This is a genomic window from Pseudomonas putida (assembly GCF_002025705.1).
Classification (GTDB): domain Bacteria; phylum Pseudomonadota; class Gammaproteobacteria; order Pseudomonadales; family Pseudomonadaceae; genus Aquipseudomonas; species Aquipseudomonas putida_J.
On record NZ_CP018846.1, the window covers coordinates 124242 to 148860 of the forward strand.

Genomic DNA, 24619 nt, shown 5'->3' on the forward strand with positions numbered 1-24619 from the left:
TCGCCGTATTCCAACGGGTTACAGCGATCATTCAGCTCATTGTTACCGCGTTTGAAAAACACTTTTGATAGGCAAGGCAGAATTATCCAGCGCCGGCAGCAAGACCGGACCCCTGGCCGCCCTTTACCGTGATTGGTTGGAGCCCCGATGAACCTGTTCAACCTGCGCCGTTCGGCCCCTGCCGCGGTTGCCGAGCCCAAACGTGCGCCGGTGATCGTGGCGGATGCGCCGCAGTTGTCCCGCGAGCGCCTGATGCCGAGCACCGAGCGTGCGGCGCAAGTGTTCGTGCGTGGTCAGGGCTCCTGGTTGTGGGACAACGAAGGGCATGCCTACCTGGACTTTACCCAGGGCGGCGCGGTCAACAGCCTCGGGCACAGCCCCACGGCGCTGGTCAAGGCATTGGGTAACCAGGCACAGGCGCTGATCAACCCGGGTGCGGGCTACCACAGCCGCGGCCTGCTGGCGCTGGTCAACCGGTTGTGCCAGAGCACTGGCAGCGACCAGGCCTACCTGCTCAACAGCGGTGCCGAGGCCTGTGAAGGGGCGATCAAGCTGGCGCGCAAGTGGGGCCAGCTGCACCGTAACGGCGCCTACCACATCATCACTGCCAGCCAGGCTTGCCATGGCCGCAGCCTGGGTGCGTTGTCGGCCTCCGACCCGCTGCCGTGCAACCGCTGCGAACCGGGCCTGCCGGGGTTCAGCAAGGTGCCGTTCAACGACCTGGCGGCGCTGCATGCCGAGGTCGATTCGCGCACGGTGGCGATCATGCTCGAACCGGTACAGGGCGAGGCGGGGGTGATCCCGGCTACACGCGAGTACCTGCAAGGTGTGGAAAAGCTCTGCCGGGAGCTGGGCATCCTGCTGATTCTCGACGAAGTGCAGACTGGCATTGGCCGTTGTGGAGCCTTGCTGGCAGAGCAGACCTACGGCGTGCGCGCCGACATCATCACCCTCGGCAAGGGCCTGGGCGGCGGTGTGCCACTGGCCGCGTTGCTGGCTCGCGGGACGGCCTGCTGTGCCGAACCGGGCGAGCTGGAGGGCAGCCATCACGGCAACGCGCTGATGAGCGCCGCTGGCCTGGCCGTGCTGGAGACCGTACTGGAGCAGGGCTTCTTCGAGCAGGTGCAGGACAGTGGTCGTCATCTGCGCGATGGCTTGAGCCGTCTGGCTGGCCGCTACGGTCAGGGGGAAGTGCGCGGCCAAGGCCTACTTTGGGCCCTGCAACTGCATGAGAACCTGGCCGGGGAACTGGTCGAGGCCGCCCTGCACGAAGGCTTGCTGCTGAATGCGCCACAACCCGATGTGGTGCGCTTCTCGCCGGCGCTGACGGTGAGCAAGGGCAACATCGATGAAATGCTCCTGCGCCTGGCCCGGGCCTTTGCCCGCCTGCACGCGCAGCAACAGGCCCGCCGCGAGATGCCGGCCTGATCAAGAATTCAACGAACCGTCTGGCGTTTCTGCGCATCGCCCCGTGCCTGTTTCATTTGGCCCGGGGCGTTTTTTTTGCCTGTGGAACCTCTGCGATGCGCGACTAGTCTCTGATGTAACCCCTTCAGGAGACACCCGCATGGACTTCATTCGCATCATCATCGCCATTATCTTGCCGCCGCTGGGCGTGTTTCTGCAGGTGGGTTTTGCCGGGGCGTTCTGGCTGAATATTCTGCTGACCCTGCTGGGCTACATCCCGGGGATCGTGCATGCGGTGTACATCATCGCCAAGCGCTGAGGATGCCGGGGCGCCGGACCGGTCGGAAAGGGCCGCAAAGCGGCCCCAGGGTCTCAGCCCTCCAGCACCCGGCAGTAAAACCTCCACTCTTCCTCCAACGCATGGGCCAGGTTCTCGGCCTTGCGCAACCCATGCCGTTCCCCTGCATAGAAATGCCCTTCGGCCGCGATGCCATTGGCCTGCAGCGCCTGCAGCATCGAGCGCGTCTGCTCCGGCACCACCACGGCATCCAGCTCGCCCTGGAAGAAGATCACCGGCACCTTGATCCGTGAGGCATGCAGCAGCGGTGTGCGCTGGCGGTAGCGCTCGGCATCCTGTTGCGGGTCACCGATCAGCCAGTCCAGGTAGTCGCCTTCAAACTTGTGCGTGGCCCGGCCCAGGGCAACGGGGTCACTGACCCCGTAAAGGCTGGCGCCGGCGCGGAACACGTCGTGGAACGCCAGGGCGCACAACGTGGTGTAGCCACCGGCACTGCCACCGCGAATGAACGCCTTACCGGGGTCGATCAGCCCTTGCCCGGCCAGATGCTCGACGGCGGCGCAGGCATCCTGCACGTCGCTTTCGCCCCAGCGCAGGTGCAGCGCCTGGCGGTAGGCCCGGCCATAGCCGGTGCTACCCCGGTAGTTCAGGTCGGCGACGGCGAAACCGCGCTGGGTCCAGAACTGGATACGCGGGTCGAGCACCGGGTAGCAGGCTGAGGTCGGGCCGCCGTGTATAAACACCAGCAGAGGCGCAGGGCCCTTGGAACCGTGTGCCGGATAGAAAAAGCCATGGGCAAACGCGCCGCCGCTTTCGTAATGGATCGATTGCGGCAGGCTGATCTGCGCTGCCGGCAGCACTTCGGCGCCGCCGGCCAGCACGCTGACTTCGTGGTTGGCGCGGGCAATGGCGATCACTGCCGGTGGGCTGATTGGCGAGGCAGCGACGGCATAGAGGTGTTCAGCGTCCATGGCCAGGTTGCGGAACCGGGTGTAGGCGCTGGCGAATCGCTCCAATCGGCCACTTTCATCATGCAGGCCCAACTGCCCGATACCGCCTTCGAACCAGGTGGCAAGATACTGTCGGGGGCTTGCTGGCAGCCAGGTGCAGGTGCCCAGTTGCCAAGGCGCGGCGGCATGGTCGGCAGGCTTGGCCGGCAATGCTTGCCAGTGGCCGTCGACCTCGCCCCAGGGCTGCCAGAAGCCATTACGGTCAGACAGGCAATACAAGCGGCCCTCAGCGTCGAAACGCGGTTGTTGCAGCGATTCGTCTGCGGCGGCGATGGGCTGCGCAGGGCCCCAGTCGCCCTTGGCGTCGCGTTCGCGGCACATCAGCCGGGTCAGGGTCCAGGGCTGTGCCGGGCGGTCCCATTCGACCCACGCCAGCCGCTTGCCATCAGCGCTGACCGTTGGCGAGGCATAGAAGTCGGCACCTTCGGCGAGTACCTGGCGGGTGTTTTCACCCAATGCCACCAGGCGATGTTCGACGCCTTCGCCATGGCGCTCTTCGACAGCCAGCACCTTGTCGTGGTGCCACTGCAGATCGCCGTAGCGGCAACCGGCTTCGGCGCTCAGGGCGCGTGGTGCAGTGCCTGCGAGGCTCTGGGTATAGACCTGCTGATCCTCTTCGTTGACGAACAGCAGCCCGTCGCCGCCCAAGCAGAAGCTGCCGCCACCGTATTCGTATACCCGGCTGCGCACGCTGAAGCCATCGGGCGTCAGGCAACGGGCCTGGTGGTCACGCCAATGCCAGATACGGCAGGCACCATCGGCCGGGCGGAACTCGTTCCAGAACAGCCCCTCGGCGCTGACCTTGAGTTCGGCAAAGTCGGTGCCGGCTGCGACGGCCTGTGCGGCGCTGAAGTCAGCCGCGGACGATGACACGGGAGTTGCGCTCATTGCGGAAGGTCATCTCTTCGATGGCGAGCTGGGCGGTTTCCGCTTCCTCGCGGGCTTTGAGGATGATGCCGTGGTCGGCCGACTTGGCGCAGACCGGGTCGGCATTGCTGGCATCGCCGGTGAGCATGAAGGCCTGGCAACGGCAGCCGCCGAAGTCCTTTTCCTTCTCGTCGCACGAACGGCACGGCTCGGGCATCCAGTCGTAACCGCGGAAGCGGTTGAAGCCGAACGAGTCGTACCAGATGTGGTGCAGGTCATGCTCGCGCACGTTGGGGAACTGCACCGGTAGCTGGCGCGCGCCGTGGCAGGGCAGGGCGGTGCCGTCCGGGGTGATGGTCAGGAACAGGCTGCCCCAGCCGTTCATGCAGGCCTTGGGGCGTTCTTCGTAGTAATCCGGGGTGACGAAGATCAGCTTGCACGGGTGGCCCTCGGCCTTGAGTTTTTCCCGGTACTCGTTGGTGATGCGCTCGGCACGTTCGAGTTGCGCGCGGGTCGGCAGCAGGCCCAGTCGGTTGAGGTGCGCCCAGCCGTAGAACTGGCAGGTGGCAAGCTCGACGAAGTCCGCCTCAAGGGCAATGCACAGCTCGATGATGCGGTCGATCTTGTCGATGTTGTGCCGATGGGTGACGAAGTTGAGCACCATCGGGTAACCGTGGGCCTTCACCGCTCGGGCCATCTCCAGCTTCTGGGCGAAGGCTTTCTTCGAGCCGGCGAGCAGGTTGTTGACCTGCTCGTCACTGGCCTGGAAGCTGATCTGGATATGGTCCAGCCCGGCCTCCTTGAAGGCGGCGATGCGCGCTTCGGTCAGGCCAATGCCGGAGGTGATCAGGTTGGTGTAGTAGCCCAGCCGGCGCGCTTCGCCGATCAGCTCGGCGAGGTCCTGGCGCACCAGCGGTTCACCACCGGAAAAACCGATCTGTGCGGCCCCCATCTCGCGGGCTTCGGCCATCACCTTGAACCACTGCGCGGTGCTCAGCTCCTGGCCCTGGGCGGCGAAGTCCAGCGGGTTGGAGCAGTACGGGCACTGCAGCGGGCAGCGGTAGGTCAGCTCGGCCAGCAGCCACAGCGGCAGGCCGACCGGCACCTCAGGCGAGGGTGATCCAGTGTTCGGCACGGGCCACCTCCATGAATTGCTCGATGTCGTCGGCGACTTCGGGCACACCAGGGAATTGCTGTTCAAGTTCGGCGATGATCGCCGCCACGTCGCGCTTGCCGTCGATCAGGCCGCCGATAAGGCTGGCGCTGTCGTTGAGCTTGATCATGCCCTCGGGGTACAGCAGCACATGCCCCTTCTGCGCCGGTTCGTACTGGAAGCGGTAGCCAGGACGCCAGTTCGGCACCTGGTTGCGTTCGAAGCTCATAGGGCGATCCCCTTGTGCCAGGCCCGTTGCTGGGTGACGGAGTGGTAAGGCGGGCGGTTCAGCTCGTAGGCCATGCTCATGGCGTCGAGCATGCTCCAGAGGATATCCAGCTTGAACTGCAGGATTTCCAGCATACGCTCCTGGCCCGCGCGGGTGGTGTAGTGCTGCAGGGTGATTGCCAGACCGTGCTCCACGTCACGCCGGGCCTGGCCCAGGCGAGTGCGGAAGTACTCGTAGCCGGCCGGGTCGATCCACGGGTAGTGCTGCGGCCAGCTGTCCAGGCGCGACTGGTGGATCTGCGGGGCGAACAGCTCGGTCAGCGAGCTGCTGGCCGCTTCCTGCCAGCTGGCGCGGCGGGCGAAGTTGACGTAGGCATCCACTGCAAAGCGCACGCCTGGCAGCACCAGCTCCTGGGAGCGCAGTTGGTCGGGGTCGAGGCCGACTGCCTGGCCCAGGCGTAGCCAGGCTTCGATGCCGCCGTCCTCGCCGGGCGCGCCGTCGTGGTCGAGCAGGCGCTGGATCCACTCGCGGCGTACTTCGCGGTCCGGGCAATTGGCCAGGATCGCGGCATCCTTCATCGGGATGTTGACCTGGTAGTAGAAGCGGTTGGCCACCCAGCCCTGGATCTGCTCGCGGCTGGCGCGGCCTTCGTACATCGCCACATGGTACGGGTGGTGGATGTGGTAATAGGCGCCTTTGGCGCGCAGGGCCTGCTCGAACTCGGCAGGGGACATTGGCAGTGCGTCGCTCACGGGGCCTCCTTACAACTCGATGCTCATGCCGTCGAAGGCGACTTCGACGCCACGGCGCTGGACTTCGGCGCGCTCGGGCGAGTCTTCGTCGAGGATCGGGTTGGTGTTGTTGATGTGGATAAGCACCTTGCGTTGGCGCGGGAAGCCATCAAGCACCTCGAGCATGCCGCCGGGGCCGTTCTGCGCCAGATGGCCCATCTCGCGGCCGGTACGGGTGCCGACACCACGGCGCTGCATTTCATCATCCTCCCACAGCGTGCCGTCGACCAGCAGGCAGTCGGCCCCGTGCATCATCTGCAGCAGTTGCTCGTCGACCTGGCCGAGGCCGGGGGCGTAGAACAGTTTGCCGCCAGTGCGGGTGTCTTCGACCAGCAGGCCGAGGTTGTCGCCCGGGTGAGGGTCGAAGCGGTGCGGCGAATAGGGTGGTGCGGCGCTGCGCAGAGGGAAGGGGGTGAATCTGAGGTTGGGGCAGGCTTCGATGACGAAGCTGCCTTCGAGCTCGATGCGGTTCCACTGCAGGCCGCCGTTCCAGTGGCTGAGCATGTTGAACAGCGGGAAACCGGTGGTCAGGTCCTGGTGGACCATGTCGGTGCACCAGACCTGGTGCGGGCAGCCTTCGCGCAGGCTCAGCAGGCCGGTGGTGTGGTCGATCTGGCTATCGAGCAGGACGATGGCGTTGATGCCGGTATCGCGCAACGCACGCGCAGGCTGCATCGGCGCAAAGGCCTGGAGCTGGGCGCGAATGTCGGGTGAGGCATTGCACAGGATCCAGTGCTCACCGTCGTCGGACAGGGCGATGGACGACTGGGTGCGTGCCGTGGCGCGCAGGCTGCCGTCGCGAAAGCCCTTGCAGTTGACGCAGTTGCAGTTCCACTGCGGGAAACCACCGCCGGCGGCGGAACCGAGAATCTGGATGTACATGGCCACTCCTTCTGCGAAAAGCCGTATCCGAAAAACGACGACGCCCCGGCGGGCCGAGGCGTCATGCCGCAAAGCAGGGCTTAGCGGTTGGCGAAGTACATGGTCACTTCGAAGCCGATACGCAGGTCAGTGTATGCAGGTTTGGTCCACATGGGCGTTCTCCTTCCGGATGGGGTTGGGTTGTGTCAGCTACTGCTTGGGTGCCGCCTGGAGCAGGAGGTTCCATTGGCTGAGATAGCGTTATCTTACAAGAAAATTTTGTACCGAAAGGTTAATTCTTTGATATGCGCCCTTGCAGAAAACGTAACAATCTTCGATTGGTCAGTTCCAGGACGCATCTGGAGCGGCGCTGTTAGCCAAGCAAAGCCAGGCGCAATCGGTACTGAGCAGGTCACGTAACATGTCGTCCAGAGCTGCTTGTTGTGTATTCAGGATAGACCACTGAAGTGCAGGCAGGCTGGCGGGCTGATTGGCCAGGTGTGTCTGCCAAGCCCATTCGGCGGCCTCGGCGTTGGCCATGGCAGGTTCGTCGAATTGCTCGGCCAGTGCTTGTCGGGCGCCGGTGTCGAGTGTGACACCTTGGCTCAGAAGCTCGCGCAGGTGGCTGAGGATTTCGGCGTGACTGGCATGTGGCGTCTGCACGCCGAACAGCAGGCCACCGATGCCCTCGACCTGACGGAAGGTACTGAACACCGCGTAGCCGAGTTGCAGTTCGACTCGCAGGCGTTGGTAAACCGGGCCTTGCAGCAGTTGCGCCAGCAGTCGACCACAGGCCTGCTGCTCGGCAGCCAGTGGGCAGAACAGCAACAGGGCGTTTTCACTGCCCGCCATCTTGGCATGCTGCCAGCGATGGCCAGCCCAGAGGGCGGCAGGCGTGGGCGCAGCGCCTTGCCCTGGGCAGCCTTGCAGCACTGCGCCCAGTGCCTGCGTGGCGCGGGTGTCGAAACCCGTCGCCAGGCCCTGCCAGTGGCTGTGCTGCCAGGCATCGTCGAGTAGTGCCTGGTCGACGGTGCAAGACTCAGGTGCTTCGGGGCAGGTGCCGAGCACTGCGTCAGGTAGTTGCTTGATCAGCGCCCTGATCGGTATCAGGGTAGGCGCCTCAGGTGGCGAAAGCTGCCAGTTGGTGGGCGCCTGCAAAAGCGCCAGGGCTTGGGCTGTGGCGCGTATCAAGGCTGCCGGATGGCCAGCGCAGCGCAACTGCCAGTATTCGCCTGACGTACTGAACTGCAGGTGCACACAGGCCCGCTCGCAACGTACTTGCATGGGGAGCAAGGCGCGCTCAAGTACGCGATACAGATGCTGGCGCAATGCCGATGGCACGTGCCAGCGCAAATAAAGTGCTGCGTATTGCCTGGCTGGCGGAAGCAGGTCGCAGAGGGTGAGCGCAAGTGGCAGCGCTGCCTTTTCAGAAACGGGCAGATCATCGAGCAACAGAGGCTCGGCCGCAGGCAGTTGCCATTGCTCGTATGCGCGGCATGGCAGCTGCTCAAGCAATGCTGCAAGCGCGGCCAGTGCTTGCGAATCCAGGGGTGCAAACGGCTGCCCGGCGCAGTCGCGGCGCGCCAGTTCCAGTGCGCTGGCACTGCGCTCGCGACGCTGCTGCAAGAGGCCGAACGCGCTGTTGAGTTGGGTAAAGTCTGACTGGCGAATGAAGTCGAACCAGCCGTGCAACAGCTCCTGGGCTTCGTCGAAACGCGCATCCGGGCCGAGCTTCAGGTCGATGTGCCACAGTTGTTGCCCGGCGAAGGCGTACAGCTTCTCGACCTTGAACCCTTTGAGCCAGCCACGTCGCTGCAGCGCATCCAGCCAACTGCCGGGGCGGTTATCGCCGAGGCAGGCCATCAGCAGCTCCAGCGCCTGTTCTGCACCTGCAGGCAAGCCTTCGTGAGCGAACAGCAGCGGCTCGTTGGCAGCCAGGGCGGGTGGCAATGCTTGTGGCACAGTTGCGCGCGATTCGAAGATGCCGGCGAATTGCCTGCCGAGATGTTCCAGTTCATCCAGCGGCTGCGGGCCGCACAGGCTCAATGTGATCTGACCGCCCTGGTAGAAGCGCTGGTGAAAACCCGTGAGGGCTTGCTGGAAGGCAATATTGCCTAAAACGAGGGAATAGCGGTTGCCTGCATGAAAGCCGACTAACGGATGATCGCCTGCCACTGACTGCAGCAAGGCAAATTCCTGCTGTGCCTGCGGGTTGCGCGACCAGGCGATGAATTCGGCGTGGATGACCTCCCGCTCGCGGTGCTGGCGCTCGATGCTCAGGTCCGGCTCGGCAAGCATCTGGCACAGGCGCTCCAGCCCACCGGCCAGCGCGGCGGGCGGTACTTCGAAGAAGAAGTCGGTAGTGCGTTCGCGGGTGCTGGCATTGACCTGGCCGCCGAGGGCCTGGACGTAGCGCATCAGGCCGTCTTCCAGTGGGAAGCGTGCGGTGCCGAGGAAGAACAGGTGTTCGAGGAAGTGGGCCAGGCCCGGCCACTGGCGCGGAGCGTCGTGGCTGCCCGCGTGCACTCGCAGGGCTGCAGCCGCGCGCTTCAGGCGCGGGGCGTGACGCAAGGTCAGTTGCAGGCCGTTGGCGAGTGTGAGGTGGCGGGTGGTGTCAGGCATGGGAACTCCGGGCAAGTGTTCATGCTATCCCATTTGTAAGGCAGGCCCGGCCCATTCGCGGGTAAACCCGCTCCCACAGGCGTTGCACAAGACCAAGGCCTGTAAAAATCTGTGGGAGCGGGTTTACCCGCGAATGGGCCGCAAAGCGGCCCCTGTCAGCCCTGACGCAGATGCAGCTCCTGACGCAGATCGGTCAGGTAAGGAAACGCCTCACGCCCCCGCACCACCCGCTCATGTTCCAGCTCTGCCAGCAGCAGGCACTCGTCGTGCCCGGCCACGGCCAGTAGGCTGCCGTCGGGCCCGATGATGCTGCTTTGCCCGCAATACTGGATCTCGTCTTCTGCCCCGCAGTAGTTGGCATACACCAGGTAGCACTGGTTTTCCTGCGCTCGCGAGCGCACGGTCACCTGGCAGACGAAATCGTAAGGTGTCATGTTCGCCGTCGGCACGAGGATCAACTCGGCACCTGCCAGCGCCAGGCGCCGGGCGTTCTCCGGGAACTCGATGTCGTAGCAGATCAACATGCCGACCTTCCAGCCCTCCAGCTCGACCACCGGGAAATGGTCGGCGCCAGGGCTGAACATCGCCCGGTCCAGCTCGCCGAACAGGTGGGTCTTGCGGTAATTGCACAGGCTGCGGCCATGGGCATCGATCAACTGCACGCTGTTGTAGATTGCCCCGTCATCGGCACGCTCCGGGTAGCCATAGACGATGGCGATCCGGTGTACCTGGGCGATCTCCACCACCGCCATGGCCGATGGACCATCGTCGGCTTCGGCCAGCCGTTCGACTTGCGTCAGGCCAATGTTGTAGCCGCTCAGGAACATCTCCGGGCACACCAGCAGCTGCGCGCCACGCTCGGCTGCCAGTTGCGCCTGGTGACGCAGCCGTTGCAGGTTGCCGGGCACGTCCAGCGGGTTGGGTGCGCCCTGGAACAGAGCGATGCGCATGCTGCCTCCTTGGTTTCAGTCGGCCAGGGCGATCGGCCCGATCTCGTCGAACACGTCGCCCGGGCCTGGGTTGTCCGGGTGGGTGTGGCCACCGAAGTGGTTCATGATACCCCACACCGCATTCAGCGACGTCTGTACCGCGCCTTCGACCCAGGCCGGGGTCCACGACACGTCGTCGCCGGCGATGAACATGCCGCGTTGTTCGGCGGGCATATCCTGCTGCATGAAGTGCGCATACATACGCTGGTTGTAGCGGTAGTGGCCCGGCAGAGCGCCCTTGAAGGCGCCGAGGAAGTGCGGGTCGGCTTCCCAGGAAATGGTGATCGGGTCACCGATGATATGCCCGGCGATGTCGGTTTTCGGGTAGATCTTTTTCAGTGCATCCAGAGCCAGCTGCACGCGCTTCTCCACCGGATGCGGCAGCATCTTCAGGGCGTCGCTCATCCAGGCGTAGGACAGGCAGATGACGCCCGGCTTGTCGTCACCATTATCGAACAGGTAGGTACCGCGGGTGAGGCGATCGGTAAGGGTCATGCTCATCAGATCGCGGCCGGTCTGTGGGTCCTTGTCCTTCCAGAACGGCCGGTCGACCATGACAAAGGTTTTCGACGACTGCATGTAGCGGGTGCGGTCCAGGGCCATCCACATCTTCTGTGAGAACAGCGACTCTTCGCAGTCGATCTGGGTGGTCAGCAGCCAGCTCTGGCAGGTGGCGAGCACCGCGCCGTAGTGGCGGGTGTCACCCCAGTTGTCGGTGACTGCCAGGCGCCCATCGGCGGCACGTGCTATGCGTTTCACCCCGGTACGCGGCGCACCGCCATGCAGCGAACTCAGGCTGGTGCCTTGCGGCCAATGTGCGCAGCGCTCCGGCACATGGCGCCAGATACCCTGAGGGACTTGCTCCACGCCGCCGACGACCAGGTGCTGGTGGTCATCGCAGTTGGTCATCACCACGCGGAAGATTTCCAGCATCGAGTTGGGGAAGTCCGAGTCCCAGCCGCCGGTGCCGAAACCGACCTGGCCGAACACTTCGCGGTGCTGGAAGCTCAGCTGGGCAAACGAGCGCGAGGTGGCGACAAAGTCGTAGAAAGTGCGGTCGTCCCACAGCGGCACCAGCTTGTTCCACAACTCTTTCAGCCGAGGTACGTCACGGTCACGGATCGCCTGCTGGATGTCGGCGAACCTGGCACCGCTTTCCAGTGCATCGGCCCACGCGTCGGCCACTTCATGGAACAGCTTGGGCAAGTCACTGGCTTTTTCGGCGTAGTAGGTCTGGCCTTCGAGGTCGATCACCGTGCTGCCCGAGGCAGAGGTTAGCGGGTTGGGGAAGGGCTTGGTTTCCAGGCCCAGCTTGTCGACGTAGTGGTAGAAGGCGGTGGAGGACACCGGGAAGCGCATGCCACCGAGCTCGGCGATGATACCGTCGGTGCCGTTGAAGGCCTGCGAGCGCAAGCGCCCACCGAGCTTCGAGGCCTCGTACACCACAGGCTTGAGGCCCAGCTTCATCAATTCGTAGGCCGCGACCAGGCCGGCAATACCGGCGCCGACAATGGCGACTTCCTCACCATGGCGCTCAGCCGGGATACTGCCCAGGCCAGCCGGGTGTTCCAGCCAGTCGTCGAAGGCGAAGGGAAAATCCGGGCCGAAGATGGTGATGGGTTGTTTGCCGTCGGCGGGGTGGCGGTTTTTCTTGTTCATGAAGTGACCTTGCCAGAGCGGCTGCGCGAAGGGCGGAGCCTGAGTATAGGAGATGGCTGTGGGTCATTTTATGAAGCGGGGTGTTCGTAATTAAGATGCAGAATGATGTCGTAATGTGTGTTGGGTGGTCATATCGACCGATTATCTGGCTATTTTGATGATCATCAGGCAAGGCGCGATCGCGCGAGCACGTTTAGACTGGCTGCCCCCGATCAACCTTGCTGCTCAGGATGATCGACGTGGTGGTCTTTTCCACTCCCTCGACACTGCCAATCTGGTCCAGCAGCTGGTCGAGTTGTTCCGGCGAATCGCTGCGCAGCCAGGCCACGTAATCGAATTCGCCACTCACCGCGCACAGCTGCTGCACCTGCCCCATGGCACTCAGTCGCCGCACCACTTCCTTGCCAGAGCGTGGCTGTACCTTGATCCCGACATAGGCCTGCAGCCCACCGCCAATCAGGCGCTGGCCAAGGCGCACGCCATAGCCGGTGATTACCTTGTTCTTCTCTAGCCGCTCCAGGCGCGAGTTGACCGTGGTGCGGGCGATGCCCAGCTGGCGGGCGAGGGTGGCGACGCTTTCGCGGGCGTTGATCTGCAGCAGGGCGAGCAACTGACGGTCGATTTCGTCGAGGGTGATGGGGCGGGCGTCCGACATGGTGAGTCTCTGCTGTGGGCTCGCTAGCCTACATGGCGTTCGCTGTGCTCAGCCAGTAGTTGCCTGAACATATCGCTTCCCGCCCTTGGTCATGCCCGTTTGCCCTGCATGGACAGGGTAGTAGCTGATTGATATCGTTCGCGCCGCCGCCGACTTTGGCGCTATCTCTGCCATGCAAGGATTCGCACGTATGAACAAGATGACAGTCAGCCCTTGGTTGATGGTTTCTCCGGATGGGCCGCTGACTTGCGCACGTGATGGTCAGTTGGTGCACCTGCGTCAGGGAGGGCTGGATGGCGCTTGCGGCCCTTACAGTGTAGTGATGGCGCTGGTTACGCTCGGTGTCATGAGCTACACAGAAGCGCGAAATATGTACCTCTGGCATGGCAACAGTCGAGAAGGGCGTTTTCGTACTGAAATCCGCAACCTGGGAGCGTTGGTTTCAGAAGGCACTGACTATAAGGACATGCTCAGGCTGGTTGATTGCTTTAGCGGTGTGGGTGTAGGTGCCGAGTACGTTACGGGTAGCAAGAAAGAAGTTGTGCAGCAGGTTCAAGAGGCTGTCGACAGTCAGTGCGCCCCGATTATCGGCGTACGTTGGGCTGGCGGGAGTGGCCATTGGATGATGGTTGTCGGCTATCAAGGCTACGATGACGATGGTGATTTTCAGATCACCCACCTGCTGTGCCTGGATCCCGGCAGCGAAACGCCGCGCACAAGCTTGTGGAATGCGGTCATCGCACTGTTCAACGAAGATGGTAGCTCCGTCGCGAGCGGCCCACTCCCTTCGATCCACTGGGGTTATGACGGTAAACCTGAAAGTTGCCGTGTCGAAGATGCGCTTCTGATCTGCAAGGCATGATCGCGCAGAAACGAAAAAGCCGCGCTGGTGCGCGGCTTTGTCATATCTGGTGGGCCCACACGGACTCGAACCGTGGACCAAAGGATTATGAGTCCTCTGCTCTAACCGACTGAGCTATAGGCCCTCAGTAAGTGCGCGGATTATAACGAGGGTTTTGAAAGCGTGCCATCCGAAAGATCGGACAGTGCTAAACGAAGAAACGCCGCCGCGAATTCATCAGGCGGCAATGGCAGGCTGACGATGTACCCCTGAATCTGCTCGCAGCCCTCGGCCGCAAGGAAACGCTGCTGTGCCTGGTTCTCCACGCCCTCGGCGATGATCGTCAGCTGCATGCTGCGCCCCAGTGCGATGATGGCGCGGGCAATGGCGGCGTCGTGCGGGTCATCCGGCAGGCCACGGATGAACGACTTGTCGATCTTGAGTATGTCCAGCGGCAGGCGCTTGAGGTAGCTCAGCGACGAGTAGCCGGTGCCGAAGTCGTCGATTGCCAGCTGTACGCCCAGGTGCTTGAGCTGGTGCAGCACGGCCAGGGCTTCTTCGGCCTGGCTCATGATGAAGTTTTCGGTGATCTCCAGCTGCAGGTCACCCGCTTTCAGCTGGTAGACCTTCAACAGATGTTCGATACGCTTGGCGAGATTCGGCTGGCGTAGCTGCGCGCCCGCCAGGTTGATCGAAAGCGGGCCAAAGGCTTGGTAGACCTTTTTCCAGCGATGCATCTGCTGGCAAGCCTGCTCCAGCACCCAGTCGCCCAGCTGGAGAATGCTGCCGTTCTCTTCGGCCAGGTGAATGAAATGCTCGGGCGGCACCTCGCCGAATGTTGGGTGGCTCCAGCGAATCAGCGCTTCGGCGCCGACCAGGGTCTGGGTCTTGAGGCTCAGCTTGGGCTGGAAGCTCAGGCTCATTTCGTTACGCTCGATGGCGCGGCGCAGTTCGTGCTCCATGGCGATGCGTTCGCTGGCCTGTACGGTCAGGTCACGGGTGTAGGCCTCCACGCGGTTGCGGCCTTTGGCTTTGGAACGGTACATGGCGGCGTCGGCGTTGCGGATCAACGTGGCGACGTCGGTGCCATCTTGTGGGTACAGGCTGATGCCGATACTGGCGCTGGTGAAGAACTCGTGTTCGCCGGCCTGGAACGGGGCGATGAAGCAGGCCAGCAATTTGTTGGCGATGGCATGGGCATCGCTGGGCTTGTGCAGGCCAGGCAGCAGGATGATGAACTCGTCACCACCCAGGCGGGCCACGGTGTCGACGTCGCGCACCTGTTCCTTGAGGCGTTGGGCGATGCCTTTGAGCAACAGGTCGCCGACCGGGTGGCCGAGGCTGTCATTGATGTGTTTGAAACGGTCCAGGTCGAGGAACAACACGGCGCCCTGGCGGTTGGACACCTGCGAGCAGGTCAGCACGGCCTGCAGCCGGTTTTCGAAGAGGGCGCGGTTGGGCAGGCCAGTGAGCGGGTCGTGGTGAGCCTGGTAGTCGAGTTTGGCCTGGGCGTGCTTGAGGCTGGAGATGTCGGCGAATACGGCGACGAAGTGGGTGATTTCGCGTTCGTTGTTGCGCACGGCGCTGATGGTCAGCCAGCCCGGATACAGCTCGCCATTCTTGCGCTTGTTGTAGATCTCGCCTTGCCAGTGGCCTTCGGCAGTCAGCTGATGCCACATCGCGGCGTAGAAGGCGCTGTCATGCTGACCGGAGGCGAGCAGGCGGGGAGTTTGGCCCAGCGCTTCGATCTCGCTGTAGCCAGTGATCTCGCTGAAGGCGCGGTTCACTGCGCTGATGCGCTGGTCGGTGTCGGTGATCAATACCCCTTCGGCGGTATTTTCGAATACGGTGGCAGCCAGTTGCAGTTTTTCCTGCATCAGGTGGCGTTCGGTGATGTCGCGGGCGATGGTCAGCATGCAGTCGACACCACCGATCGGCAGTGGCCGTGCCGACAGCTCGCAGAGGCGAATCTGCCCGTCGCTGCGGCGCAGGTGGCAACTGAAGTCACGCACGAAACCATCGCGACCAAGCTGGTCGATCAGGCGCTTGCGCTCGTTCAGGTCGACCCAGATCCCCAGGTCGAATGAGGTCTGGTCGATAGGCGCGTTGAACTCGTAACCGGTCAGGCGGCAGAAGCCCTCGTTGACCTCCAGCAGCAGGCCATCGCTCTGACGCGACAGCAGCAAGCCGTCAGGCGAGGCGTGGAAGGCCTTGGCGAATTTTTCCTCAGAGGTTTGCAGCTGTTGCTGGGTTTGCTTGAGCTGGCTGATGTCGCGCACAGCCACCACCAGCGCCGGGGTGCCGTCGAGTTCGAAGGTTTCGGCCGAGGTCAGGCCGGTGAACAGCTCGCCGTTGCTGCGGCGGAAGGTCATTTCCAGGTTGCGGATGCCGCCTTGGTGCAGGCGTTCGAGCAGCTTCGGGCCTATGCCTTCGATGCCCCACAAGTTGAGCTCTGTGGCGGTGCGGCCGATCACTTCGCCGGGCGTCAGGCCGATCTGTGCTTCGAAAGCCTCGTTGACTTCGAGCAACACGCCATCGCTATGCCGTGCGATCAACAGAATGTCCGGGCACTGCTCGAACACCGAGGCGAATTTCTGTTCCGACAGGCGCAGGGCGTCCTCCGTGCGCTTGGTCTCGCTGATGTCGATCATCAGGCCGCGCATCACCGGGCGGTGGCCGTGTTCGATCATGCTGACGATGTTGCGCACCCAAAGCGGCTGGCCATCGGCGCGCATCACCCGGTAGTCGAGGCTGTGATCACGCCCGGCGGCGGTTTCGCTCTCGCAGAAGGCCTGGGCCCAGAGCGCATCCTCGGGGTGCAGAATGCTGCGCCAGAAGCCGGGCTTGAGCCAGTCGTGCAGAGGGTAGCCCAGCAGGTCTTCGGCGTGCGGCGAGACATAGCTGTAGGTGAAGTCGTTGGCGTCGGCTTCCCAGGCGATTGCCGACAGGCTTTCGATCAGGCCGCGGTAGTGATATTCGCTGCTGCGCAGTTCCTGTTCCAGGGCGATGCGCCGGGAAATTTCCGAACTGAGCCGGCGATTGATGCGGATGACCACGGCGAGAATTGCGATCAGCAGCAAGACGGCGGGCAGGCCATAGATCAGGGTGTCATGCCAGAAGCTGCGCTGGTCGACCACATTGCCGACCCAGCGTTGCTGGATATGGCTGATCTCATCGCTGGACATGTCGGCCATCACCTTGTCGAGAATGCCGATCAGTACTTGCTGGTCACGGGGCGCCGCCATTGCCAATTGATAGCGATAGGGCGTTTCGCCGCTCACATACAGCCCTTCGAGCTTGAGCTGGCGCAGGCTCCAGATGCTCGAGGCGAGGTCGCCGACCACGGCATCCACCGCATCGGTGGCCAGCGCCTGCAGGGTCGAGCTGACATTAGGCATCGCCACCAGGTTGAGGTCCGGGTGGTGAGTGCGCAGCAGTTCATGGGGTGCGTAGTTCTCCACCACGGCGACCTTCAGCCCGTACAAGTCCTTGAGCGTGCGCGGTTGCGGGCCGCCGTCGTGGGCCAGGATGACAATGGGGAAATCGAGGTAGGGGCGGGTGAACGCAAGGTAGCCTTGGCGTTCCGGGGTGGACATGATGCCAGGCAGCAGATCGATGCGGCCTTCGCGCGCTTGCTGCAGCACTTCGGTCCAGCTGCTGGGCTCGACCGGTTTCAGTGTTACTCCCAGGCGATCCTGGAGCAACGCGATGTAATCGGCGGCCAATCCCTGGTACCGGCCCTCCTGGTCACGAAATTCGAATGGTGGCCAGGAGGCGTCGACGCCCAGCTTCAGCTGCGGGTGGGCAGTGAGCCAGGTTTTTTCCTCGTCTGTCAGGGTCAGGGCGCCGGCCGTCGAGTTCCACAGGATCAGGAACAACAACAGAATGGCCGGCATCGGCAGCATAGCGGCCTCGCACTCAGTTGGTCTGAAGTCGAGTGTAGACTGGCATTCAGCCAGCCGAGCAGCCGATCACAACTATTTGTCGGATAAGAAAAACCCCGGCCTGGGCCGGGGTTTGTCATCACTCGTCGAGGAAGGAGCGCAGATGCTCGCTGCGAGTAGGGTGGCGCAGCTTGCGCAACGCCTTCGCTTCGATCTGACGGATCCGCTCACGGGTCACGTCGAACTGCTTGCCCACCTCTTCGAGGGTGTGGTCGGTGTTCATGTCGATACCGAAGCGCATGCGCAGCACCTTGGCTTCGCGTGCGGTCAGGCCCGAGAGCACGTCGCGGGTTGCTTCCTTGAGGCTTTCGACCGTAGCCACGTCGATCGGGGACTGCATGGTCGAGTCCTCGATGAAGTCACCCAGGTGCGAATCTTCGTCATCACCGATCGGGGTTTCCATGGAGATCGGCTCTTTGGCGATCTTCAGTACCTTGCGGATCTTGTCCTCAGGCATTTCCATGCGTTCACCGAGCTCTTCCGGGGTCGGTTCACGGCCCATTTCCTGCAGCATCTGGCGGGAAATACGGTTGAGCTTGTTGATCGTCTCGATCATGTGCACCGGAATACGGATGGTGCGCGCCTGGTCGGCGATCGAGCGGGTGATCGCCTGGCGGATCCACCAGGTGGCATAGGTCGAGAACTTGTAACCGCGACGGTACTCGAACTTGTCCACTGCCTTCATCAGGCCGATGTTGCCTTCCTGGATCAGGTCGAGGAACTGCAGGCCACGGTTGGTGTACTTCTTGGCGATGGAGATCACCAGACGCAGGTTCGCCTCGACCATTTCTTTCTTGGCGCGGCGGGCTTTCGCCTCACCGATGGACATGCGACGGTTGATTTCCTTGATCTCGGCGACGGTCAGGCCGGTCTCGGTCTCGAGGTCGATCAGCTTCTGCTGGCAAGCAACGATGGCGGCGTCCTTTTCACCCAGGGCAGCAGCCCATTTGGTGCTGCGCTTGGCCAGGTCACCGGACCAGGTCTGGTCGGTTTCGTTGCTCGGGAACAGGCGCAGGAAGTCGGCACGCGGCATACGGGCGTCACGCACGCACAGCTGCATGATCGCACGCTCTTGCTGACGCAGGCGGTTCAGGGCATCGCGCACGCGCTCTACCAGAACGTCGAACTGCTTGGGCACCAGCTTGATCGGCATGAACAGGTCAGCCAGGGCCTGCAGGGCCTCGATGCTTTCCTTGACGTTGCGGCCGCCCTTCTTCAGGACCTTGTTGGTGGCCTGGAGCTGATCGGCAACGGCGCCGAAACGCTGGGCTGCAACGACCGGATCAGGACCGCTTTCGGTCTCTTCCTCGTCGTCACTGCCTTCACTTTCTTCGTCTTCGTCGTCCGACTCTTCCTTGGCCGCAGGCGCCTTGGCGCCAGGTACCGGTACTTCTTCGGTCGGTGCGGCGATGTTGTCGTCAGGGTCGATGTAACCGCTGAGAACGTCGGACAGGCGGCCGCCTTCGGCGGTAACGCGGTCGTATTCGCCGAGGATGTAGTCGACAGTACCCGGGAAGTGAGCGATGGCGCCCATGACTTCACGGATGCCTTCCTCGATCCGCTTGGCGATTTCGATCTCGCCTTCACGGGTCAGCAGCTCGACAGTACCCATTTCGCGCATGTACATGCGCACCGGGTCGGTCGTGCGGCCGATATCGGTTTCAACTGCCGCCAACGCAGCAGCGGCTTCTTCGGCCGCGGCTTCGTCGGTGTCGGCTTCCGCCAACAGAAGGGCATCCGCATCCGGAGCACTCTCGAATACGTTGATCCCCATGTCGTTGATCATGCGGATGATGTCTTCCACCTGTTCCGGATCTGAAATATCCTCAGGCAGGTGGTCGTTGACCTCCGCGTAAGTCAGGTAGCCCTGCTCACGACCGCGGGTGATCAACTCTTTGATACGAGACTGCTGTTGCGCTTTTCCGGACATAACACCCTATCCACTGAAGGTCTTGGCGGGCAAAAAACAAGCCGAGGATTATACCCGAGCATGGGCCTCACGCGCCAGATGAGGTCGGCGTTTGTGCGGGAACATTCCGGCTCAGCAGGGCGAGGAGCTGTGATTTTTCCTCGCTGGTCAATTCGCTTTGACGTGATTTCCTGAGCAGTTGTTCCAGGCTGCGCTCGCGTTGGCGGGCGGACAAGCTAGTTATAGTGTCGAAAAACTGTTGTTCAAGGTTGTCGGCAACGATCAACCATTCCTTTTCTGCCAGGGCCCGCAGCAGGCGGCCTTGTTCGGTACCGTGCCAGCGTGCGATCAGCTGCATTGAGCTTAGCCCAGGATTCTTCTGCGCAGCTTCGATCAGTGCCACCAGCAGTTGGCTGTACAGGTGTTCTTCGTCGGCGAAGTGGCTGGCATCCTCGACCTTGCCGGCCAGCAGCGGGTGGTGCAGCAAGGTGCGCAGGGCGGCCAGGGTCGGTGGTTCGACTGGTGCCGGCACGCGCGGCGGCGCTTCGTCGCGTTGCTGCCAAGGTTTGCCGCCCTTGCGGTTCTTGTCCCAGGGCTTGTCGTTCCACTGTTTTTTTCCTCCCCCCTTGTTCGGCTTCCACTCCTGCTCCTGGTGGGCGGGCGCGTAGTCGTGCTGCGGCATGTCGCCGTAGTCGGGGGTGTAGCTGGCCATGGCATCGTAGTCGTAGCCAGGGTCGTAGTCCGGCACATTGCTGGTCGCCGGCGCTTGCTGTGCCAGTTGCTCGACCTGCTGCGGGTCGAGGCCGGTGATTTCCTTCAGGCGGTTGCGCATCAACTGGCGCAGGTTGGCGCCAGGGATCTTTTCGATCAACGGTGCGGCCAGGGTCGCCATGTGTGCCTTGCCTTCCAGCGAGCGTGGGTCAGCTTCGTTGCTCAACTGCTCGAAGAAATAGTCGGCCAGCGGTTGTGCGTGCTGGTTGATTCGGGCCATGAAGGCGTCGGTGCCTTCGGCGCGTACCAGGCTGTCCGGGTCTTCGCCTTCTGGCAGGAACAGGAAACGCGCCCGGCGGCCGTCCTGCAGCGCCGAGAGGGTCGATTCCAGTGCGCGCCATGCGGCCTTGCGCCCGGCCTGGTCGCCATCGAAACAGAACAGCACGCTGGGTACCACGCGGAACAGGCGCTTGAGGTGCTCTTCGCTGGTAGCGGTGCCGAGGGTGGCGACGGCGTTGCGCAGGCCTTGCTGGGCCAGGGCGATCACGTCCATGTAGCCCTCGACGACGATGATCTCGTCGAGGTTGCGGTTGTGCTTGCGTGCCTCGTACAGCCCGTAGAGTTCCTGGCCTTTGTGGAACACCGGGGTTTCCGGGGAGTTGAGGTATTTGGGCTTGTCGTCGCCCAGTACCCGGCCGCCAAAAGCGATGATGCGCCCGCGGCTGTCGCGAATCGGGAACATCACCCGGTCGCGGAAGCGGTCATAGCGTTTTCCGCTTTCGGCGTTCTCGATCAGCAGGCCGGCGTCGATCATTACCTTTTGTTGCAAGGTGTCGGCGCCCAGATGCTTGAGCAGGTTGTCCCAGCCCGGAGGCGCGAAGCCCAAACCGAAGTCCCGGGCGATTTCGCCCGACAGGCCACGGCCTTTGAGGTAGTCCACCGCTGCCTTGCGGGTCGGGTGGCTGCGCAGGGCCTGGCGGTAGAACTCCGAGGCGGCGTCCAGCAAAGGGTACAGCGGCGAATCGGTCGGCTGGCGCGGTTTGTTGTCGCGACGGCCTTGTTCTCTGGGCACTTCCATGCCGGCAGCGCGGGCCAGTTCTTCGACGGCCTGGGGGAAGTCCAGGTTGTCGTGGTCCATGACGAAGCCAAGGGCGTTGCCGCCGGCACCGCAGCCGAAGCAGTAGTAGAACTGCTTGTCGGGGCTGACCGTGAAGGAAGGGGTCTTTTCCTTGTGGAACGGGCAACAGGCGGAGTAGTTCTTGCCGGTCTTTTTCAGCTGAACGCGCGAACTCACCACATCGACAATGTCGAGGCGGTTGATCAGGTCGTCGATGAAGCTTTGGGGAATTAGCCCGGCCATGGCAGTCTCGTCATCTGGCAACTGGCAAGTCTAAACGCTAACGGGGCGAGTGCTGCTAGGGGAAGTGCGAGGGGGGTGTGCTCGTCGCCAGCCTCCAGGTTCACTGAGGGCTCGTCAGACAGGACGTGCACGCCTGGTCGAAACCAGATCTGACGTTTTCAAACCATTTGCCCGCTGCAAGTTGCGACAGGCACCTTGGGCTAGCTGCTCAAGGTCAAGCAAGCCTCTGCCATCGGCCCGGCGGTAAGCCGGGCAGGGCAGAAGCTCTAGCGTAGAACGTCTGTATTAGTACAGACGAACGGCGCGGCGCTGTTCGCGCTGAACTTTCTTGGCGTGACGCTTAACAGCAGCAGCTGCTTTGCGCTTACGCTCTGCGGTCGGCTTCTCGTAAAACTCGCGGCTACGAACTTCAGCCAGTACACCGGCTTTTTCGCAGGAGCGCTTGAAACGACGCAGAGCTACGTCGAAGGGTTCGTTCTCTTTAACTTTGACGGCTGGCATCCAGGGCTACCTTAATTCATTACCGGGGTAGACGTGCTCCTGGCAAAACAAAAGGTGTGCTGGAGAACGTCGGTTTTCAAGGGTTGCGGATGTTAACCCTTAGTACGCCGGAATGCAAAGCCTCTGATCGAAAACCGCTGGTCGGCACCCGGCACGGGGACTATCATGCGCGGCTTCGAATTCAGCCCCCACAAGGGACGAACCCATGCTAGTACTGGGATTGGAAACATCCTGCGACGAAACCGGCGTCGCATTATACGACAGCGAACGCGGTTTGTTAGCCGACGCGCTGTTCAGTCAGATCGACCTGCACCGCGTGTTCGGTGGTGTGGTGCCCGAGCTCGCCTCGCGTGACCACGTCAAGCGCATGCTGCCACTCATCCGCCAGGTGTTGGAGGAGGCCGGCTGCGTTGCCACCGAGATCGACGCCATCGCCTACACCGCGGGCCCTGGCCTGGTCGGTGCGCTGCTGGTAGGGGCCTCGTGCGCCCAGGCCTTGGCCTTCGCCTGGGATATCCCGGCGATCGGCGTGCACCACATGGAAGGCCATCTGCTGGCACCGATGCTGGAAGAAAACCCGCCTGAGTTCCCGTTCGTCGCTTTGTTGGTTTCCGGCGGCCATACCCAGTTGGTGCGGGTGGATGGCATCGGCCAATACGAGTTGCTGGGCGAGAGCCTCGACGATGCTGCCGGCGAAGCGTTCGACAAGACCGCCAAGCTGATCGGCCTCAATTACCCAGGTGGCCCGGAAATCGCCCGCCTGGCCGAACAGGGTGTGCCAGGGCGCTTCGTCTTCCCGCGGCCGATGACCGATCGTCCGGGCCTCGAGTTCAGCTTTAGCGGCCTCAAGACCTTTGCCCTGAATACCTGGCAGCAATGCAAGAATGCTGGCGACGACAGCGAGCAAACCCGTTGCGACCTGTCGCTGGCGTTCCAGCAGGCGGTGGTGGAGACTCTGACCATCAAGTGCAAGCGCGCCCTCAAGCAGACCGGTCTCAAGCGCCTGGTCATCGCGGGTGGCGTGAGTGCCAACAAGGCGTTGCGCGCCTCGCTGGAAGACATGCTGGCCGGACTCAAGGGTAACGTGTACTACGCGCGTCCGCAGTTCTGCACCGACAACGGCGCGATGATCGCCTACGCCGGTTGCCAGCGTCTGTTGGCCGGGCAGCAGCAGGACCTGGCGATCAGCGTGCAGGCACGCTGGCCGATGGAGCAGTTGCCGCCGCTGTGAATGGCTGTGGAAGTGTCAGAAATGCCTTTCGCGCCCGGCAAACAGATCGCGCAGGTTGTTGCGGTGACGCCAGACAATCATCACCGTCAGCACGGCGATCGGCAGCAGCGCCTCCGGCTCGCGCCAGGCCAGTAATGGCAAGGTCAGTGGGGTCGCGACAAGCGCTGCCAGCGAGCTGGTGCGGGTGAGGTAGAAGGTCAGTAGCCAGGCGCCGATGGCCAGCAATGCGGCCGGGAAATACAGGCCCATGAGCATGCCGGCGGCGGTAGCGACGCCTTTGCCGCCGCGAAAGCGGAAGTACAGCGGGAACAGGTGGCCGAGCACTGCGCACACGCCGACCCAGGCTTGCTCCTGCAGGCCAAGGCCGGCAGCGCGGGCAAGCAATACCGGCAACAAGCCCTTGCACAGGTCGCCCAGCAGGGTCAGGATCGCCATTTTACGGCCCGCCAGGCGTAGCATGTTGGTGGCGCCGGCGTTGCCCGAACCGCTGGAACGCGGGTCCGGGCTGCCTGAAAGGCGGCTTAGGACGATGGCGAAGGACAGCGAGCCGAGCAGGTAGGCGAGCAGCGCCAATAACCAAAACATGCTAACTATTCCGGGCGAGGACGCCCTGATTCTAACGGCGCCCGTCGCCCTTGTCGTGCTGTGGAGAGAAGTGCTTGGACAGAGTGTTCATCGAAGGCCTGGAAGTCGATACCGTCATCGGTGCCTATGACTGGGAACGGGATATTCGCCAGTGCCTGCGCCTGGACCTGAGTTTCGCCTGGGACAACCGCCCGGCGGCGGCCGGCGATGACCTGAACCTGGCGCTGGACTACGCCAGTGTTTCGGCGCGGGTCCAGGCATTTGCCGAGCAGGCGCGCTTCGAACTGGTGGAAACCTTTGCCGAGCGCCTGGTGGCGACGCTGATGGAAGAATTCCACATCCCTTGGGTGCGGTTGAAACTGACCAAGCCGGGCGCCGTTCCTGCTGCTCGGGGCGGTGTTGGCGTGGAGATCGAGCGCGGATGTCTCTGAGCACGGTTTACCTGGGCCTTGGCAGCAACATCGATCGCCACCAGCACCTGTGTGCGGGGCTCGATGCGTTGGCGGCCATTCTCAGCGACATGCAATGTTCCCCGGCGTTCGAGAGCCAGGCGGTGGGCATCAAGAGCGGGCCATTCATCAACTTTGTGGTTACCGGCAAGACCGATCTGCCGTTGATGGAGCTGGATCGCCGGCTCAAGTTCATCGAGGCGGACAATGGCCGCTATGCGCCGGATCGCAAGGGCTTGCCGCTGGATATCGATGTGCTCATGTATGACGGCCTGCATGGCACGTTCGATGGGCTGGTACTGCCCCGGGCGGAGATCCTGAAGAATGCCTTTGTGCTGTGGCCGTTGTCGCTGCTGGCACCGGAGCTTATTCACCCCGGGGTGGAAAAAAGCATGGCGCAGTTGTGGCAGGAGGCGCAGATCGATCAGGTGTTGGCACCGGTCAACTTCGAGTGGCGGGGGCTGCAGCTGACCCCGGCGTAAACCTGTACCGGCCCCTTCGCGGCTAAAGCCGCTCCCACAGGGGCCGCATAAGCCTTGGCATCATG

21 protein-coding genes and 1 tRNA gene are annotated in these 24619 nt (G+C 62.9%); 6 read left to right on the forward strand and 16 right to left on the reverse strand.

What is annotated here, in order from left to right; translation table 11 throughout:
- Positions 1-147 precede the first annotated feature (147 nt).
- Both BUQ73_RS00555 and BUQ73_RS00560 read left to right on the forward strand, forming a co-directional pair.
- Positions 148-1428 (forward strand): aspartate aminotransferase family protein, encoded by a 1281-nt coding sequence (locus tag BUQ73_RS00555; protein ID WP_079226298.1) that lies wholly within the window; start codon positions 148-150, stop codon positions 1426-1428.
- Between the two features lie 139 nt (positions 1429-1567).
- Positions 1568-1726, forward strand: a complete 159-nt coding sequence (locus BUQ73_RS00560; RefSeq protein ID WP_033696002.1) for a YqaE/Pmp3 family membrane protein — start codon at positions 1568-1570, stop codon at positions 1724-1726.
- A 53-nt stretch (positions 1727-1779) separates the two neighbouring features.
- Here the strand turns inward: BUQ73_RS00560 and BUQ73_RS00565 are convergent, their stop codons facing one another.
- The 10 genes from BUQ73_RS00565 to BUQ73_RS00610 all read right to left on the reverse strand — a co-directional run bounded on the left by BUQ73_RS00565 (position 1780) and on the right by BUQ73_RS00610 (position 12541).
- The gene (locus BUQ73_RS00565) at positions 1780-3603 is read right to left on the reverse strand and encodes a S9 family peptidase (protein ID WP_079226299.1); all 1824 of its coding nucleotides are present in this window, start codon (positions 3601-3603) and stop codon (positions 1780-1782) included.
- Entirely contained in the window at positions 3569-4717 is a 1149-nt protein-coding gene (gene pqqE / locus BUQ73_RS00570) for a pyrroloquinoline quinone biosynthesis protein PqqE (RefSeq protein WP_027917492.1), read from the reverse strand. Before pqqE ends, BUQ73_RS00565 begins: the two co-directional genes overlap by 35 nt.
- Positions 4689-4964 (reverse strand): pyrroloquinoline quinone biosynthesis peptide chaperone PqqD, encoded by a 276-nt coding sequence (pqqD, locus tag BUQ73_RS00575; RefSeq protein WP_079226300.1) that lies wholly within the window; start codon positions 4962-4964, stop codon positions 4689-4691. Before pqqD ends, pqqE begins: the two co-directional genes overlap by 29 nt.
- Positions 4961-5698 (reverse strand): pyrroloquinoline-quinone synthase PqqC, encoded by a 738-nt coding sequence (pqqC, locus tag BUQ73_RS00580; protein WP_192858704.1) that lies wholly within the window; start codon positions 5696-5698, stop codon positions 4961-4963. Before pqqC ends, pqqD begins: the two co-directional genes overlap by 4 nt.
- A 27-nt stretch (positions 5699-5725) precedes the next feature.
- A complete protein-coding gene (gene pqqB, locus BUQ73_RS00585; protein ID WP_079226302.1) occupies positions 5726-6637 on the reverse strand; it encodes a pyrroloquinoline quinone biosynthesis protein PqqB in 912 nt (303 codons plus the stop codon).
- A gap of 80 nt (positions 6638-6717) precedes the next feature.
- A complete protein-coding gene (pqqA, locus tag BUQ73_RS00590; protein WP_003243383.1) occupies positions 6718-6789 on the reverse strand; it encodes a pyrroloquinoline quinone precursor peptide PqqA in 72 nt (23 codons plus the stop codon).
- A gap of 169 nt (positions 6790-6958) precedes the next feature.
- On the reverse strand, positions 6959-9238 hold the full coding sequence (gene pqqF / locus BUQ73_RS00595; RefSeq protein ID WP_079226303.1) for a pyrroloquinoline quinone biosynthesis protein PqqF: 2280 nt from the start codon (positions 9236-9238) through the stop codon (positions 6959-6961).
- Positions 9239-9393: 155 nt separating this feature from the next.
- Positions 9394-10188: a carbon-nitrogen hydrolase family protein gene (locus BUQ73_RS00600; RefSeq protein ID WP_079226304.1), complete on the reverse strand. Its 795-nt coding sequence runs from the start codon at positions 10186-10188 to the stop codon at positions 9394-9396.
- Between the two features lie 15 nt (positions 10189-10203).
- Positions 10204-11886, reverse strand: coding sequence for a flavin monoamine oxidase family protein (locus BUQ73_RS00605; RefSeq protein WP_079226305.1), 1683 nt, complete (start codon positions 11884-11886; stop codon positions 10204-10206).
- Positions 11887-12079: 193 nt separating this feature from the next.
- The gene (locus BUQ73_RS00610; protein ID WP_079226306.1) at positions 12080-12541 is read right to left on the reverse strand and encodes an Lrp/AsnC family transcriptional regulator; all 462 of its coding nucleotides are present in this window, start codon (positions 12539-12541) and stop codon (positions 12080-12082) included.
- A gap of 190 nt (positions 12542-12731) precedes the next feature.
- Between BUQ73_RS00610 and BUQ73_RS00615 the strand changes: the two genes are divergently transcribed.
- A complete protein-coding gene (locus tag BUQ73_RS00615) occupies positions 12732-13403 on the forward strand; it encodes a hypothetical protein (protein ID WP_079226307.1) in 672 nt (223 codons plus the stop codon).
- Between the two features lie 47 nt (positions 13404-13450).
- Here BUQ73_RS00615 and BUQ73_RS00620 read toward each other — a convergent pair.
- The 5 genes from BUQ73_RS00620 to rpsU all read right to left on the reverse strand — a co-directional run bounded on the left by BUQ73_RS00620 (position 13451) and on the right by rpsU (position 21807).
- A tRNA-Ile gene (locus tag BUQ73_RS00620) sits at positions 13451-13527 on the reverse strand.
- A 16-nt stretch (positions 13528-13543) separates the two neighbouring features.
- Positions 13544-17287, reverse strand: coding sequence for an EAL domain-containing protein (locus tag BUQ73_RS00625; RefSeq protein WP_079226308.1), 3744 nt, complete (start codon positions 17285-17287; stop codon positions 13544-13546).
- Between the two features lie 118 nt (positions 17288-17405).
- The gene (gene rpoD / locus BUQ73_RS00630; RefSeq protein WP_079226309.1) at positions 17406-19256 is read right to left on the reverse strand and encodes an RNA polymerase sigma factor RpoD; all 1851 of its coding nucleotides are present in this window, start codon (positions 19254-19256) and stop codon (positions 17406-17408) included.
- 67 nt (positions 19257-19323) lie between these two features.
- Positions 19324-21306 (reverse strand): DNA primase, encoded by a 1983-nt coding sequence (gene dnaG, locus BUQ73_RS00635; protein ID WP_079226310.1) that lies wholly within the window; start codon positions 21304-21306, stop codon positions 19324-19326.
- 285 nt (positions 21307-21591) lie between these two features.
- Positions 21592-21807 carry a 30S ribosomal protein S21 gene (gene rpsU / locus BUQ73_RS00640; RefSeq protein WP_003255575.1) on the reverse strand — a complete coding sequence of 72 codons (216 nt, stop codon included), beginning with the start codon at positions 21805-21807 and terminating at the stop codon, positions 21592-21594.
- A gap of 205 nt (positions 21808-22012) precedes the next feature.
- Here rpsU and tsaD point away from each other — a divergent pair, with 205 nt between their 5' ends.
- Positions 22013-23038 carry a tRNA (adenosine(37)-N6)-threonylcarbamoyltransferase complex transferase subunit TsaD gene (gene tsaD / locus BUQ73_RS00645; RefSeq protein ID WP_079226311.1) on the forward strand — a complete coding sequence of 342 codons (1026 nt, stop codon included), beginning with the start codon at positions 22013-22015 and terminating at the stop codon, positions 23036-23038.
- Positions 23039-23053: 15 nt separating this feature from the next.
- Here the strand turns inward: tsaD and plsY are convergent, their stop codons facing one another.
- On the reverse strand, positions 23054-23623 hold the full coding sequence (gene plsY, locus BUQ73_RS00650) for a glycerol-3-phosphate 1-O-acyltransferase PlsY (RefSeq protein WP_079226312.1): 570 nt from the start codon (positions 23621-23623) through the stop codon (positions 23054-23056).
- Between the two features lie 74 nt (positions 23624-23697).
- On the opposite strand from plsY, the gene folB reads away from it, so the two are divergent.
- The gene (folB, locus tag BUQ73_RS00655) at positions 23698-24054 is read left to right on the forward strand and encodes a dihydroneopterin aldolase (RefSeq protein WP_027917471.1); all 357 of its coding nucleotides are present in this window, start codon (positions 23698-23700) and stop codon (positions 24052-24054) included.
- The gene (gene folK, locus BUQ73_RS00660; protein ID WP_079226313.1) at positions 24045-24554 is read left to right on the forward strand and encodes a 2-amino-4-hydroxy-6-hydroxymethyldihydropteridine diphosphokinase; all 510 of its coding nucleotides are present in this window, start codon (positions 24045-24047) and stop codon (positions 24552-24554) included. The genes folB and folK overlap by 10 nt, the downstream gene beginning before the upstream one ends.
- Positions 24555-24619 lie beyond the last annotated feature (65 nt).